Annotated in this window: 15 protein-coding genes and 1 pseudogene; 7 read left to right on the top strand and 9 right to left on the bottom strand. The window is 64.1% G+C overall.

Translation table 11 applies throughout. From position 1 onward, the window contains the following. The 3 genes from FJ980_RS25735 to FJ980_RS25725 all read right to left on the bottom strand — a co-directional run. A partial coding sequence (locus FJ980_RS25735) for a signal recognition particle receptor subunit alpha (protein ID WP_181181306.1) occupies positions 1–377 on the bottom strand: 377 nt, incomplete at its 3' end. Between the two features lie 341 nt (positions 378–718). After that, the gene (locus FJ980_RS25730; protein WP_140546506.1) at positions 719–1,669 is read right to left on the bottom strand and encodes a CPBP family intramembrane glutamic endopeptidase; all 951 of its coding nucleotides are present in this window, start codon (positions 1,667–1,669) and stop codon (positions 719–721) included. 481 nt (positions 1,670–2,150) lie between these two features. Continuing rightward, the gene (locus FJ980_RS25725; protein WP_140546505.1) at positions 2,151–2,756 is read right to left on the bottom strand and encodes a DUF1236 domain-containing protein; all 606 of its coding nucleotides are present in this window, start codon (positions 2,754–2,756) and stop codon (positions 2,151–2,153) included. A 363-nt stretch (positions 2,757–3,119) separates the two neighbouring features. Here FJ980_RS25725 and FJ980_RS25720 point away from each other — a divergent pair, with 363 nt between their 5' ends. After that, the gene (locus FJ980_RS25720; protein WP_140546504.1) at positions 3,120–3,923 is read left to right on the top strand and encodes a lytic transglycosylase domain-containing protein; all 804 of its coding nucleotides are present in this window, start codon (positions 3,120–3,122) and stop codon (positions 3,921–3,923) included. Positions 3,924–4,213: 290 nt separating this feature from the next. Then, a pseudogene (locus FJ980_RS25715) lies at positions 4,214–4,500 on the top strand (GIY-YIG nuclease family protein). A 156-nt stretch (positions 4,501–4,656) separates the two neighbouring features. Here FJ980_RS25715 and FJ980_RS25710 read toward each other — a convergent pair. Then, a complete protein-coding gene (locus FJ980_RS25710) occupies positions 4,657–5,880 on the bottom strand; it encodes an argininosuccinate synthase (protein ID WP_140546503.1) in 1,224 nt (407 codons plus the stop codon). 433 nt (positions 5,881–6,313) lie between these two features. On the opposite strand from FJ980_RS25710, the gene FJ980_RS25705 reads away from it, so the two are divergent. From FJ980_RS25705 to FJ980_RS25695, 3 genes are all read left to right on the top strand, one after another. Then, a complete protein-coding gene (locus tag FJ980_RS25705; protein WP_140546502.1) occupies positions 6,314–6,955 on the top strand; it encodes a LysE family translocator in 642 nt (213 codons plus the stop codon). Between the two features lie 101 nt (positions 6,956–7,056). Next, positions 7,057–7,413, top strand: coding sequence for a MerR family transcriptional regulator (locus FJ980_RS25700; RefSeq protein ID WP_140546501.1), 357 nt, complete (start codon positions 7,057–7,059; stop codon positions 7,411–7,413). Then, positions 7,410–8,009 (top strand): short chain dehydrogenase, encoded by a 600-nt coding sequence (locus FJ980_RS25695; protein WP_140546500.1) that lies wholly within the window; start codon positions 7,410–7,412, stop codon positions 8,007–8,009. Before FJ980_RS25700 ends, FJ980_RS25695 begins: the two co-directional genes overlap by 4 nt. A gap of 57 nt (positions 8,010–8,066) precedes the next feature. Here the strand turns inward: FJ980_RS25695 and FJ980_RS25690 are convergent, their stop codons facing one another. Together FJ980_RS25690 and rlmN are read right to left on the bottom strand one after the other, a co-directional pair. After that, entirely contained in the window at positions 8,067–8,534 is a 468-nt protein-coding gene (locus FJ980_RS25690) for a hypothetical protein (protein ID WP_140546499.1), read from the bottom strand. Continuing rightward, a complete protein-coding gene (rlmN, locus tag FJ980_RS25685; protein ID WP_140546498.1) occupies positions 8,531–9,763 on the bottom strand; it encodes a 23S rRNA (adenine(2503)-C(2))-methyltransferase RlmN in 1,233 nt (410 codons plus the stop codon). Before rlmN ends, FJ980_RS25690 begins: the two co-directional genes overlap by 4 nt. A gap of 406 nt (positions 9,764–10,169) precedes the next feature. Between rlmN and FJ980_RS25680 the strand changes: the two genes are divergently transcribed. Both FJ980_RS25680 and FJ980_RS25675 read left to right on the top strand, forming a co-directional pair. Further along, on the top strand, positions 10,170–10,469 hold the full coding sequence (locus FJ980_RS25680; protein WP_140546497.1) for a hypothetical protein: 300 nt from the start codon (positions 10,170–10,172) through the stop codon (positions 10,467–10,469). A 178-nt stretch (positions 10,470–10,647) separates the two neighbouring features. Then, complete coding sequence (locus FJ980_RS25675) at positions 10,648–12,000, top strand: chloride channel protein (protein ID WP_140546496.1); 1,353 nt, start codon at positions 10,648–10,650, stop codon at positions 11,998–12,000. A gap of 22 nt (positions 12,001–12,022) precedes the next feature. On the opposite strand, the gene FJ980_RS25670 is transcribed toward FJ980_RS25675, so the two are convergent. From FJ980_RS25670 to FJ980_RS25660, 3 genes are all read right to left on the bottom strand, one after another. Further along, positions 12,023–12,781 carry a DUF4336 domain-containing protein gene (locus tag FJ980_RS25670; RefSeq protein WP_140546495.1) on the bottom strand — a complete coding sequence of 253 codons (759 nt, stop codon included), beginning with the start codon at positions 12,779–12,781 and terminating at the stop codon, positions 12,023–12,025. A 168-nt stretch (positions 12,782–12,949) separates the two neighbouring features. Then, positions 12,950–13,453 carry an invasion associated locus B family protein gene (locus tag FJ980_RS25665; protein ID WP_095769999.1) on the bottom strand — a complete coding sequence of 168 codons (504 nt, stop codon included), beginning with the start codon at positions 13,451–13,453 and terminating at the stop codon, positions 12,950–12,952. 256 nt (positions 13,454–13,709) lie between these two features. Next, positions 13,710–14,072 (bottom strand): YkvA family protein, encoded by a 363-nt coding sequence (locus FJ980_RS25660; protein WP_095770030.1) that lies wholly within the window; start codon positions 14,070–14,072, stop codon positions 13,710–13,712. Positions 14,073–14,565: the final 493 nt, after the last annotated feature.

Below are 14,565 nucleotides of genomic sequence, written 5' to 3'. Positions count from 1 at the left end.
TCGGTCAGCCGCTTGGCGATCTTGGCCGAGGTCGTCGTCTTGCCGGAACCCTGCAGGCCGACCATCATGACGACGACGGGCGCCGGCGCGTTGAGGTCGACGGCCACACCCTCGGCGCCGAGCATCTCGACCAGCTCGTCATGGACGATCTTGACGACCATCTGTCCGGGCTTGATCGACTTCAGCACCGCGGCGCCAACCGCCTTCTCGCGCACCTTGTCGGTGAAGGAGCGAACCACTTCCAGCGCGACGTCGGCCTCGAGCAGCGCACGGCGCACCTCGCGCAAGGCCGCCGAGACATCCGCCTCGGACAGCGCGCCGCGACCAGTCAGGCCGTTCAGGATGGAGCCAAGACGCTCCTGGAGGGATTCAAACATCTGCGGTCCTTGATCTCGGTGGGGTTCGACCGAGAGGTAGTGCGTTCGCGCCGGGTCGCCAAGCAAAAGCGCAAAGCCAAAAAGCACCCGGGGGCGCATTGCGCTGCCGGGTGTTGGCCTCCAGGATCTCTTTACAGCGCCCGCCTCAAAGAGGCTTCGGCGTCCTGGTCGGCTTTCGCGAAAGAAAACTCGTCGCGGAATTCAGCGGCTCTAGACAGGAAATCGGCCGCGGAGTCAAGGCCAACGCATGTCGCGCAAAAGTGCGCAGCGGTTTTGCGACAACGACATGCGTCAAGAAACTATGCTGGAATCCCTGCCAAAACGCTGCCATAAGGGGCGCCTCACAGCGGGCTTTGCCGGGTCGCTCCGACCCGCAGCGGCGAGCGCCGGTGCAAAAGCAGCAGCATCGTCAAAAGCGTGCTGACGACGCCGATCGCGGCGATGAGAACGGCGTCCAGATTGGTCCAGCCGGGGCCTTCGAGAGGCCTGGCATTGAGCAGCGCGAAGGAATTATAGGCCTCCTGGTGCGAGATCAGCAGGAAGCCGGTCAGGTTGTTGCCGAGATGGGCGCCGAAGCCGGCGCCGAGATTGCCGGTCACATAGACCAGGAGCGTCAGCAGCAGGGCGAATGTGCCGATCGAGATGAAGACACTGGCATTGATGGCCAGCGTCGAGGCCGTGTTCCAGTGCAGCGACGTGAACAGCAGCCCCGGCAGCGCCGCCCAGACCAGGGGGCTCCTGAAACGATGAGCGAGGGCGCGAAGCAGATAGCCGCGAAACAGCATTTCCTCCGACGAGGTCTGCAGGAAGGCGAGCAGCGCGATCGGCACCAGGAAGAGCAGCCAGGACGAGAGGGCGATCGGTCCGCGCGCGATCTCCGGCTGCAGCCAATAGAGCAGCACCTCGGAGAACAGCGAGGTGATCAGCACCGCGACCAGGCCCTTGAGAAAATCTCCGCCCGCGATGCGGCGGCCGACGCCAAAGAGAGCCGACAGCGGCTCGCCATGTACCAAGCGCATCGCCACCCACAGGCCGATCCAGATGCCGGCAAAGGAGCTCAGCGCGCTGAGGATGCCGACGGGCGAGGCCAGGAAGTCCTGCATATACTGCCCGGTCGAGGGGCCGGGCAGGCGCCAGACGACGTAGACATAGGTGCCGGCAAACAGCACGACGGCCGTCGCCGCCATCCAGAAGGCAATGACGATTGCCGTGCCGAAGAACAGCCGCAGCAAATTGGTCTTTTCGTTCGGCGAGCGGCGATAGCGCTCGAAGGCGGCATTTTCGATCGTCACGCGGCTCCCCTGCCGAAGGCTTAGGCTGTATTGTGTAGGAGGTCGGTGGTTACCGCGCGATTACCTTGCTTTGAGCCGGGACTGACTGGATCGCGTTGAGGGCACGAACATCGAATTCGTACCACGGAACGGTAACGCGCGATCGCGGCGGTGGGAGATTAGCTGGAACGCCCATCTCGTCGTCATCCACGGGCGGAGCAAGAAGCGAAGCGACGCAGCGCAGACCCGAGGATCCATTCCGTTACTTCCGAGCGTTGCCACAGTGCAGAATTCTGCTCCGCTGCGCTCTTCGGCCAAGGTAACGGCATGGATCCTCGGGTCTACGCGTCCGCTTCGCTCCCGCTTCGCCCGTGGATGACGAAGTTCGGACGCTTCGCCAATCCCGAACGTGTGCGGCTATGCGGGATTGCACGCAACCGTGAGCGACCAGCACGCAAGCAAACGGCCGCCATCCCGGCGGCCGTTTGTCTCTTGGCCACAATCAGCGCATCACATAGACGATGCGCCGCGTGCCGGGGTCGACCAGCGCGGGCTGGTTGTTTACATAAACATAGCGATACCGGTAATCGGGAATCTCGCGCAGTTCGACCGTGTCGGGCAGCGTGGCTCCGGTCACCACCTCGCCCTCGAGATAGACCGGATCGACCCGGTGCGTGGTGACATAGGTGCCGACCTCGGCCGGCGGTCTGCCGATCGACTCGATGGTGTCGTCGCCGGGAACGATGGCGCCGGTGTAGCTATCCGTGGTGTAGATGTTATCGGTCGGCGGCGACACGACGGCGATGCCGGCATTGGCCGGCCGGCGTGTCAGCACGACGCGGCTGCCGCCGAAATCGCCCGTCACATAGTCGGAATAGACCCAGCCATTGCCGCCCGCTTCGGCGATCGTGCACCATTTGCTGTTCTCGATGCAGCCGGTGAGCGTTGCCGACTGGCCGGCGGCCAGCACGCCAATCACGGGATATTGCGGGCCGGGGCCGGCGCGCACATTGAGATCGGCCACCGCCGAGACGGCAGTGTCGGCCAAGGCCGCGCCCGACATGGCGAACAGCGCGCCGGCAAGCGCCGGAAACAGTACGCGTTTCATGGTTTCACTCCGTTTTTCCACTCTCCCTCGCGGTCGGAAACGAAACCAAGGCTTATGCGTTCCGGCTAAAGCGCCTTTCCGCCGCTCACGATTTGTTCCACGATTTCTCGGGGTTCCGGTCAAAACGGCGTGAGCGGGCGCAAGGCGCTTTAGCCGCGGTAAGTCCCGCCGGACCGGCGCCAATGAGCACGACATCGACGTCTTTCATGAGGCAAGCCCGCCACACCTGATGGCCGATCGCAGGCAAATTGCCCTTCTTTCGCCAGTGTCCGGTGTCACGTCCCCAGCGAGGGCGGTGACAATCGGGCGTTTCGCTGGCAAATTCGCCACCGGGACGTGATTCAAGGCAACCAGGAGAAGGACATGGCATTTTTTGCCAAAAGAAGGATTTTCGCGGGCGCCGCGGCGGTGGCGGCGATGCTTGGGCTGGCGACAGGCGCTGAAGCCGCGGCCAGCTGCGGCAAGAACGGCGCCGGCTTCGACGCCTGGAAGCAGGATTTTGCCGCCGAGGCCAAGGCCGAAGGCGTCGGCCAAAGGGGGCTTTCGGCGCTGGAGGGGGCGACCTACGCGACAAGGACGATTTCGGCCGATCGCGCCATCCACAAGGCTTTCAGCGGCTCGGTGGAGGCTTTCATGAAACGCCGCGGGGCGTCCGCGATCATCTCGAGAGGCCGCGCATTGAAGAAGGCCAACGCGGCGATGTTCGCCAATATCGAGCGGACCTATGGCGTGCCGCCGGGCGTGCTGCTCGCCATCTGGGGCATGGAAACCGGCTTCGGCGCCTCGATGGGCAACCAGAACACGGTGTCGGCCATCCTGACGCTCGCCTATGACTGCCGCCGCCCGGACTATTTCACCCCGCACGCCATCGCGGCGCTGAAGCTGGTCGATCGCGGCGCGCTGAGCGCCTCCTCGGTCGGCGCCATGCATGGCGAGATCGGCCACACCCAGTTCCTGCCCGGAAACGTGCTGAAATATGGCGTCGGCAGCGGAAACCTGCGCGACCGCAATACGGCGCTGGCTTCCACCGCCAACTATCTCAAGGCGCATGGCTGGCATGCCGGCGCGAGCTACGAGGCCAATATGGGCGCGATCGCGGGCTGGAACTCGGCAAGCGTCTACCAACAGGCGATCGCCCAAATAGCCGAGGCGATTGACGCGGACTGATCGAGATCGTCATTCCACGGAAAAGCTCGGCCACGCGCCGGGCTTTTTTGGCTTGGAGATTGGCGAAAACCGGGAGGTGGGAATCACTTCCCTCGGGGCCCTGGCGGAGATGTCGCCGCAGGCGACAGAGGGGGTCCTTGCGCGTGGGTGGCGACCTGTGCTTCGTCATTCTAGGGCGGAGCAAGGAGCGAAGCGACGCGCGCAGACCCTAGAATCCATTCCGTGACATTGGCCGGAGAATGCAGCGGTCCAGAATAGCCGCCGATAACGGCGCCAGCCAAGATCGCCAGATGACCGGCTATGTCTACATGACAGCAAGCCAGAAAGGCGGCACGATCTACATCGGTGTCACCAACGACCTCGCGCGTCGGATCCCGAGCACAAGACCGGCCAAGGCTCCGGCTTCGCCAGCCGTTACGGTGTGCTGCGTCTGGTCTGGTACGAGGAATATTTCGACATCACCGATGCCATCCAGCGTGAGACGTCATTGAAACGGTGGCCACGGCAATGGAAGATTGAACTGATCGAGAAGAGCAATCCGGAGTGGTTCGAGCTCTTTCGCGGGGTTGGCTGGTGAACGCCTTGAACCGTGGTGGCTCTCGACCGTCACGGCATGGATTCTAGGGTCTGCGCGCGTCGCTTCGCTCCTTGCTCCGCCCTAGAATGACGAAGAACCGGTGGGCAGGACAGCGCCCTGCAGGATATCTCACCCGCAGGGGGGAGACTAGCAGCTTCAGCCTTTGCGGGTCCTTGCCGCCAATGTCCGGAGCCGCAATCCGTTCAACCGGATGAAGCCCTCGGCGTCCTTCTGGTCGTAGGCGCCGCGGTCGTCCTCGAAGGTGACCAGCGCATCCGAGTAGAGCGTCTTCTTCGACTTGCGGCCGGTGACGATGACATTGCCCTTGTAGAGCTTCAGCCGCACGGTGCCTTCGACGTCCTCCTGGCTCTTGTCGATCATCGCCTGCAGCATGACGCGCTCGGGCGAGAACCAGAAGCCATTGTAGATGAGCTCGGCATAGCGCGGCATGAGCTCGTCCTTGAGGTGGGCAGCACCCCGGTCGAGCGTTATCGATTCGATCGCCCGGTGGGCGGCGATCAGGATGGTGCCGCCGGGCGTCTCGTAGACGCCGCGCGACTTCATGCCGACGAAGCGGTTTTCGACCAGGTCGAGGCGGCCGATGCCGTTGTCGCGGCCAAGGTCGTTGAGCGCCGCCAGCATGGTGGCCGGCGACAGCTTCTTGCCGTTGAGCGCGATAGGATCGCCCTTGAGGAATTCGATCTCGATCTCGGTGACGACATCGGGCGCGTCCATCGGCGAGACGGTGCGCTGATGCACGAATTCCGGCGGCTCGCTCCACGGATCCTCCAGCACCTTGCCTTCGGAGGAGGAGTGCAGGAGGTTGGCGTCGACCGAGAAGGGCGCGTCGCCGCGCTTGTCCTTCGGCACCGGGATCTGGTGCTGCTCGGCGAAGTTGAGAAGGTCGGTGCGCGACTTGAACGACCAGTCGCGCCACGGCGCGATGACCTTGATGTCGGGGTTGAGCGCGTAAGCCGAAAGCTCGAAGCGGACCTGGTCGTTGCCCTTGCCGGTGGCGCCATGGGCAATGGCGTCGGCGCCGGTCTCCCTGGCGATCTCGACCAGATGCTTGGAGATCAGCGGCCGGGCGATCGAGGTGCCGAGCAGATAGGTGCCTTCATAGACGGTGTTGGCGCGGAACATCGGGAAGACGAAGTCGGCGACGAATTCCTCGCGCACGTCGACGATGCGGATGTCGTTGATGCCCATCATCTCGGCCTTGCGGCGCGCCGGCTCGAGCTCACCACCCTGGCCGAGATCGGCGGTGAAGGTGACGACTTCGGCGCCGAGCTCGGTCTGCAGCCATTTCAGGATGATCGAGGTGTCGAGGCCGCCGGAATAGGCGAGCACGACTTTCTTGACGTTCTTGGTTTTGGACATTTTTGGCGGTTCCGCGGGAAAATAACTTCGCGGGCGAGGTATCACGGCCTTTCCGGGCGGCGCAAGAGACGAACGGCCGCGTGCTATGGCTCAGAGGCTGCAGTTAGAAATCTTTGGACGTTTGCGCCGCCCCTCATCTGGCTGCCGCCATCTTCTCCCCGTGAACGGGGAGAAGGGGGCTGTCATCGTCGCTTTCGCCAATCTCCAACGTTGCAGGGATGCGCCAAGGTTGCGGCCGGCCTCTTTCTTCCCGTAAACGGGGAGAAATGCCCGGCACGGCAATGAGGGGCGGCGCCGACATCAACGATTGCCTGAAGAAAGCGTCCTGGAGGCTGGTTGTTGCCAATGCTGGACCAGAGGCTGCGCCGACCAGTCGCTGGCATCGGCAAGGCAGCTGCGTTATAGAAACCAGTCTTCCCGCAGGGGCTTCCCCATGTCCTTCATTCCCGACACTTCGACGCTGATCCAGTTCGCCATCGCCACGGTGATCCTGGCGATCACGCCTGGGCCGGACATGACGCTGTTCGTGTCGCGCACGCTGAGCCAGGGCCGCGCCACCGGCTTTGCCTCCATGGTCGGCGCGCTCTGCGGCACACTGATCCACACCACCCTGGTGGTCGTCGGCATCTCGGCGCTGATCGTCGCTTCGCCGATGGCCTTCTTCATCTTGAAGATTTTTGGCGCCGGCTATCTGGTGTTCCTGGCTTTTCAAGCGGTGACGAAAGGCTCGGCCTTTTCGCCGGAAAAGAGGACGGGACCGCAGGTTTCCTTATTTCGCAGCTGGGCGGCCGGGCTCGGGGTCAACCTGCTCAACCCCAAGATCATCCTGTTCTTCATGACCTTTCTGCCGCAATTCGTCTCCGCGCACGATCCGAATGCGTCCGGAAAGTTGTTCTTCCTCGGCGTGATGTTCATCGTGCTGTCGATCCCGGTGACGGCGCCGATGGTGCTGGCGGCGGAGAAGTTCTCGGCGGCGATGAAGGCAAGCCCGCGGGTGACGCGTGTGGTCGACTACCTGTTCGGCGGCGTGTTCTCGGCCTTCGCGCTCAAGATCCTGACCGCGCAGGCGAAGTAGGCTTCCATCGCCCCTCCGGCGCTGTTTCAGAGAAAAGTCCTTGACCTGGAGTTACTCCAGGACGGTAGCCTGGTCTGCACAGTGTAAACCAAGGGCAAGGCATGCGGATTTCAGAGGCTGCGTCCACCAGCGGACTCAGTATCGATACCATCCGATACTATGAAAAGGCGGGGCTGCTTCCGCCGGTCGAACGCGGAAGAGATGGCAAGCGTCGCTTTTCGGCGGTGGACGTCGATTGGCTCGTCCTGCTGTCGTCCCTGCGCGACACCGGCATGCGGATGGAAACGATGCGGTACTTTGCGTGCCTCTACCAAAGGGGCAACGAAACGATCCCAGAGCGAAGGCGAATTCTTCTGGGCCACTCCGAACAGCTCGACAAGCAACGCGTGGTCCTGGACCGTTGTGCCGAAATCCTTGCGCACAAGCTGAAGCGCTATGACGAGATCGCGGCGTCATGAGGATTGTCGTTGTCGGTGCCGAGGGCGACATCGGCAAAGCCGTGTGCGCCGAGCTGGAAAGTCGCCACGAGATCATCAGGGCAGGGCGCTCCAGCGGCGATGTCCGGGTCGACATGGCGAACCGCGCATCGGTCGATGCCATGTATGCAAGTTGCGGCAAAGTGGACGCCGTCGTTTCGACAGCAGGCGACGTTCATTTCAGCCCGTTGCACGATTATACGGAAGAGAGTTTCATGCTCGGCCTCAGGAACAAGGTGCTGGGGCAGGTCAATCTGGTCCTGGCGGGACTTGATATCGTCAACGAGGCGGGATCCTTCACCTTGACGAGCGGCGTGCTGGACCGCGATCCAATCCGAACGGGGGCGGCGGCTGCGACGGCGAATGGCGCTCTTGGCGGCTTCGTCGTCGGCGCGGCAATCGAAATGCCGCGTGGTCTGCGTATCAACGTGGTGAGCCCGGGGCTTCTGGACGTTTCCGTGCCGCGCTATGGAGAATGGTTTCCCGGCCACGAACCCGTTTCTTCGAAACGGGTCGGTCTTGCCTACGCGAAGAGCGTCGAGGGAGCCATCACCGGAAAGGTGATCGTTATCGGATAGGCTGCTCCGGCATGCGCCAGTGAGTGTTCCGGCGGGCTGGCCGGCACGTTCCCACGCTTAAGCCAGCGGATCGGGCAGCGCCTCGCGCCGCCAGCTTCCGGCCCAGCGGCCGGCGGAGAGCCAGTAGAAGATGCCGCCGACCATGCCGGCGCCGATCACGGCCAGCCGGGCATTGGTTTCGGTGACATCGAAATTGGCGTCGCCCACATTATGCACGAAGCCGAGGAAGACGACGGCGATGATGGCGCCGCCCAGCGCGTAGAACAGCCAGTCGCGCCGGCCGAGCACTTCTGCGATCAAAATGACGAGCGCCGCCGGCATGAAGGCGAAATAGGCGACGAACAGCGCCACGAAAGGCACCGAGAAATAGAGCGATGCGGTGGCCGTCGGCTCCGGATTGGCCGGGGTGTAGCCCAGATGCGCCAGGATCAGGATGTTGAGGAAGGCGCTCGCCGCCAGCGAGGCGACGACATAGCCGATCAGGATGACGGCGAAGCGAATGAGATAGGCGATGATGCGCCTCACGCCTCGCCGTGTCCCGCGATCATCATGGCTTCCAGCGCCAGCCGGTCGACCTTGCGCATGCGCTCGGACTCCGACTTCAGCTGGCCGCAGGCGGCGAGGATGTCGCGGCCGCGCGGGGTGCGGATCGGCGAAGCATAGCCGGCATTGTTTATGTAGTCGGCAAACTTCTCGATCGTCTCCCAGTCCGAGCACTGGTAGTTGGTGCCGGGCCAGGGATTGAACGGGATCAGGTTGATCTTGGCCGGAATGCCCTTCAAGAGCTTCACCAGCGCCTTGGCGTCGTCGAGGGAATCGTTGACATCCTTCAGCATCACATATTCGAAGGTGATGCGCTTGGCGTTGGAGAGGCCGGGATAAGCCTTGCAGGCGGCTATCAGCTCCTTCAGCGGGAACTTCTTGTTGATCGGCACCAGCAGGTCGCGCAGGTCGTCATTGGTGGCGTGCAGCGAGATCGCCAACATCACGCCGATCTCCTCGCCGGTGCGGAAGATTTCCGGCACCACGCCGGAGGTCGACAGCGTGATCCGCCGCTTCGACAGCGACAGCCCGTCGCCGTCGGAGGCGATCAGCAGCGCCTTCTTCACCGCCTCGAAATTGTAGAGCGGCTCGCCCATGCCCATCATGACGATGTTGGAAACTTTTCTGCCCTCGGCGGGCACGATGGCGCCGTCCGGCGTGTCGCGGTCGGGGAAATCGCCGAGGCGGTCGCGCGCGGTGAGCAGCTGCGCCAGGATCTCCTCGGCGGTGAGGTTGCGCACCAGCTTCTGCGTGCCGGTGTGGCAGAAGGAGCAGGTCAGCGTGCAGCCGACCTGCGAGGAGATGCAGAGCGTGCCGCGGCCTTCCTCGGGAATATAGACCGTCTCGATCTCGACGGGACGGCCGGCGCCGCGCGGCGGAAAGCGGAACAGCCATTTGCGCGTGCCGTCGGCAGAGATCTGCTCCTCGACGATCTCGGGCCGGGCGACGGTGAAATGCCTGTCGAGCGCGGCGCGCAGGTCCTTGGAGATGTTGAACATATGCGCGAAGTCGGAAACGCCGCGCACATACATCCAGTGCCAGAGCTGCTGGGCGCGCATTTTTGCCTGGCGCTCGGGCACAATGCCGGCGTCGACAAGCGCTTCGCCGAGCTCGGCGCGGGTCAGGCCGATCAGCGACGGCTTCTCGGCCGGTGCTGCGCGGCGCAAGGCATCACGAGCGCCTTCGGCGGTAAGATCAAGCGAAACGGTCATGGTGGCGCCAATATAAGCGATTTGCGGCCGATTTCAGCACCGGCCGCCAGGAAGCGCGGCGCATAGCACAGCTCGGCGCCGGAGTCATGCGTGCGCTTTGCCCTTCTCCCCTTGTGGGAGAAGGTGGCCGAGCGAAGCTCGGTCGGATGAGGGGTGCTCCAGCGGAGTGAGGCGTTGGTGTTCCCTGGAACACCCCTCATCCGTCTCGGCGCTGCGCGCCGATCCACCGCCCGGGGCGAGCCGCGGGTCTCGCCCGTCCTTCGGACCCCGCTAGCGGGAGAAGGAGGGGCCGCGACTGGCGATCGCCCTCAAAAACCGATCACATCTTCGTGTTGGCGTAATCAATCGAAACGCGTGCGCGAACCTGAAAGGGGCGACCATGCCCCTCAACAATGGGAGTTGTTCAATGCACTCGATCAAGTTCGCGCTTATTGCCGGCCTCGCCGGTCTTTGCGCCTCGCAAGCCCTTGCCGAGGACACGATGGGCGCCATGACGATGATGAAGGGCGGGCAGGTCACCGCGATCATGCCGGACGGCCACATGGGCACCATGATGCCGGACGCCAAGATGAGCGCCGAGATGATGAAGATGGCCAAGCCGATCAAGCATTGCATGATGATGATCACCGACGCCAAGGGCAAGGCCTACATGGTCGACACGTCGACCAAGAAGGCCCAGGCCGAATGTGAAAAAATGGCGATGTGACCTCGCCGATCCTGCGTGCCGACCTCCCCGCCGGCCGGTGCGCCGGCGGGTTATCCGCCATCCGTAACGTTCCCTTGAGCACCGCTCCTCGACCTGACTGACATAGCGTCGGGCTCGCACTCGCGGGTTGATCGACCCGGCGAGTGTGCTAGGGCGGGTGACCATCAAGAGGACGGTCATGGCCGGCATATCGCGAAAATCCCGCATGCTGCGGCGTTCCCACGCCATGTGGATGTCGCGGCGCGTCTGGCAGCCGCGCCTCGTCTTCTGGGCCGGCGCCATCTCGATCGGCCTGATCAGCGTCCTGTTCGCATTGCTCGCCGACCGGGCGCAAGGCCTGTTCCATGTCATGACGGGCAATGACGGCGGCTGGCGCTTCTACCTGCCGCTCGTCGTGACGCCGCTCGGTTTCGTCTTTTGCGCCTGGCTTGCGCATTCCTTCTTTCCGGGATCGCAAGGCAGCGGCATTCCGCAGGCGATCGCGGCGCGGCATCTGCGCGACGAGGACGATCGCAGCCACATCCTGTCGCTCAGGCTGGTGGTGGGCAAGATCGCGCTGACCATCGTCGGCCTCGCCTGCGGCGCCTCGATCGGGCGCGAGGGCCCGACAGTGCAGGTCGGCGCTTCGCTGATGCTGCAGGCGGCGCGCTGGGGCGGCATGGCGCAGGCGCGCGGCCTGATCCTGGCAGGCTCCGCCGCCGGCATCGCCGCCGCCTTCAACACGCCGCTTGCCGGCATCGTCTTCGCCATCGAGGAAATGGGCCGCGCCTACGAGGCGCGCACCAACGGGCTGGTGCTGACGGCGGTGATCCTGGCCGGCCTCGCTTCGCTCGGGCTGCTCGGCAACTACACCTATTTTGGCGTCGCCAGGGACACGGTCGCCTTCGCCACGGACTGGCCGCTGGTGCTCGCCTGCGGCGTCATCGGCGGCGGTGTCGGCGCGCTGTTCTCGCTCTTGGCGCTGAAAGTCATGCGCCGCATCCGGCGCTGGAACGCGCTGCAGCCATTGCCGCGCGCGCTGGTCGTGGCGGCGGTCTGCGGCCTGGCCGTGGCGGCAATCGGCGTCGCGTCAGGCGGGCTGACCTTCGGCACCGGCTATGTGCAGGCGCGCGGCGCGATCGAAGGCACGCCGCTGCCGGCCTTCTTCTTCGTCGAGAAATTCGCCGCCGGCCTGCTGTCGATGGTATCGGGCATTCCAGGCGGCCTCTTCGCACCGTCTCTGGCAGTGGGCGCCGGCCTTGGCAGCACGCTCGGCCTGGTCTTCGGCACGGCCACGGGAACCGCGGCGCTGCTCGGCATGGCCGGCTATTTCGCCGGCGTCGTGCAGGCGCCGATGACGGCCTTCGTCATCATACTGGAAATGACCGGCAACCACGACAATGTGATCGCGCTGATGTGCGCGGCGATGCTGGGCTACGGCACGGCGCGGCTTATCTCCAACGAACCGCTCTACCACGCACTGTCGCGCGTCTTCATCGCCGAGGCGATCCGGCGGCGACGTGCGGAGACGAGCGAAGCGGTGAAAGCCTAGCAGCTTCGAAGGTGGGTCGTCGTCACAAGACCCAACGGAACGCGCGCCTGAGCTCGGCGGTGCCGTCTTTGTCATACCACCGGCCATGCGCGATGATGACGCGTTCCGGCTGCCAGGCGAGCATCTGGTCAACCGCCGCGCGTAAGGTCCGACGACGGCGAAAGAAGCTCAGCCGCATGTCGATGGGCGCCTTGCCGTCCGGATCGGCCGCGCCGGCGAGCCTGACGATGAGCCTCAGAAACCAACTGTGAATCCGGCCCGGTTCGAAGTTCTCGATCAGATCGGTGAGGACCAGCGTTTGCGAGGCGCGGTGAAACAGCACCGCCTCGGTGAGGACGTCGCCGCGCACCACCAACAGGTCGACCTCGGCCGGCCAGGGTGAGCCGCGTCCCACCAGCAGCCGGTCCACCGCGATCGGACGCTTCGCCCGCTCCCGCAGGCCGCGCACGGCGAGAACCTCCGCGCCGGGAAAAACGGCCTTCCAGTCGGGGAGCCACCAGTAGTGAAGCGAATTCGGCGCAACCAGGAAGCGGACCGGCCCCAAAAGCTCGACCGCGGACCGGAGCGCGGGCGTCAGCGCCACGGGCGAATGCACGATCAGGTCGCCATTGCGAAGCCGCATGACCGTCATGCGGGTGGTGAAGGGAAATTCAAACGGTCCGACGCCGAAGCCGATCTGTGGCCCGTCCACGATCCATAGATCGGGAGCGACGGGTTTCAGGACGTCGATCGGCTCGTAAAGTTCCAGACTGGGCCGGTCAGCGGGATGTTCCTGGGGCATGGCTGCTCGCGATAACTCGAAGCGCGATCCGGTCAGACGAAACGGTCCGGCGTCACGGAGCCATATGGCGCAGTCCTAGCGATTTGACGATGACCATAGCGGTTTCTGCCAACGCGTTGCCGCGCAGCCAAGGATCGCGGTCAAATCGGTAAGTCCTGCTCCGCCAGCCTATTTGCACTTGGCGATCGAGGCCAGCGCGGCCGAGATGCCCTTCAGCGAGAAGACGTAGGAAGTGGGGTTGCCGCGGCCGGACTTGGCCTGCACCTTCATGTCGGAGCCGGTCTTCATGGCGGCGATCAGCACCGGCTCTTCCGCGGCGTTCTCGACCCAGGCCGACTTGCCGCGGGTGAACATCGAGAAGCTCTTCTTGTCGATGGTAACCGTGGCCTTCGAGCCTTCCTGGAAGTTGTAGCCGGCGATGAATTGCGGCTCGTAGGAGACCTGCTGTCCGGGCCGCTGGCTGACGAAGAAGAACATGTCGCCATGGTCGAGCGACGGGGGCTGCTTGTCGGTGGGCACGGTCAGCACATAGCAGACCTTGCCGGCGGCCGACTGATAGCTGTAGGTGCCCCAGGCGTTGTGCTGGCCGATCTTGGTTGCCTGCTGCGCCAACGCCGGCGCCGCCGAGGCCGCCAGGACCAGGCTGGAAACTATAGCAATCAATCCGCGCATCGTTCTTCCCGTATTCCAAATGGTGCGGAGGCGGGCCGCGTGGCGTCCTGCCGTCGCTTCATTTTGATTTAATCAGGGTTACCAAACGGTGAATTGTCCTCGAAGAAAAGGAACCCACCCCAGGAAACCGCCACCATCCGCGCCGCCATCGTGGATTGATGCCGGCGCGACGTCCCGGCGCGGAGTTGGATGCCACGAAAACGGCAAGAGTTTGTCTTTTCGCCCGCGCCGATTTGCGGGCTGAAGCGTGCCGGGATCAGCTCTTGTCCGCCAGCGCGTCTTTGGCGGCCTGCCTGTGGGCAGGCGTGATATGGGCGCTGACGGCCGTGATCGCCGCGGTCAGCACGGCAAGGTCGTCGGTGAAGCCGAGGCCGAAGATGAAGTCGGGGATGAAATCCACCGGCAGGACGAAATAGCCGAGCGCGGCGAGCAGGATACCCTTGGCGCGCAGCGGCGTGTCCTTGTCCATGGCGCAATAATAGGCGGCGACAACCTCGTCCATGAACGGAATCTGCCGCGCCGCCTTCTTGGCGGTGCGCCAGAATTTTTCGCGCACCTCGCCCTCGCCGGCGAGCTTGTCGCCGAAGCCGAAGAAGTCGAAACCGGTACCTTGCGCCATCAGCCGCTCCTTGGCCGCGCGTCCTCGCACGCCGGCCTGCGGCGACAGATGTGGTGAAAGCGGGGGGCTGCTGCAAGAGTTTGGGGGTGCGCCGACCTGAAAATCGAATTTGGCAGCGCTGACAATTGTGTAAGCCGAGTTGGCAATCGCAACGTTGGAGACTGGTCGGATTGTTCCTCCCGTCGTCATTCTATGGCGGAGCAAGGAGCGAAGCGACGCGCGCAGACCATAGAATCCTTTCCGTGACATATGAGCGCCGCTCACGGTGCGGAATTCTGCTCCGCTGCGCTCTTCGGCCAAGGTCACGGAATGGATCCTCGGGTCTGCGCTCCGCTTCGCGTCGCTCCGCCCGTGGATGACGAGGTTGAGAGGCGCCGCTATCTGGACCGCCCCGACGCTCTTAGGTGGATTCCAACGTCTGCGCGCGTCGCTTCGCTCCTTGCTCCGCCATAGAATGACGAAGTCCGCTCGCCCTCAGCCGAAATAGACGTTC

The sequence above is a fragment of the Mesorhizobium sp. B1-1-5 genome (assembly GCF_006443065.1).
Taxonomy (GTDB): Bacteria; Pseudomonadota; Alphaproteobacteria; order Rhizobiales; family Rhizobiaceae; genus Mesorhizobium.
Note: the sequence above shows the minus strand (reverse complement) of the source record. Positions and strands in the feature narration are given on the sequence as shown.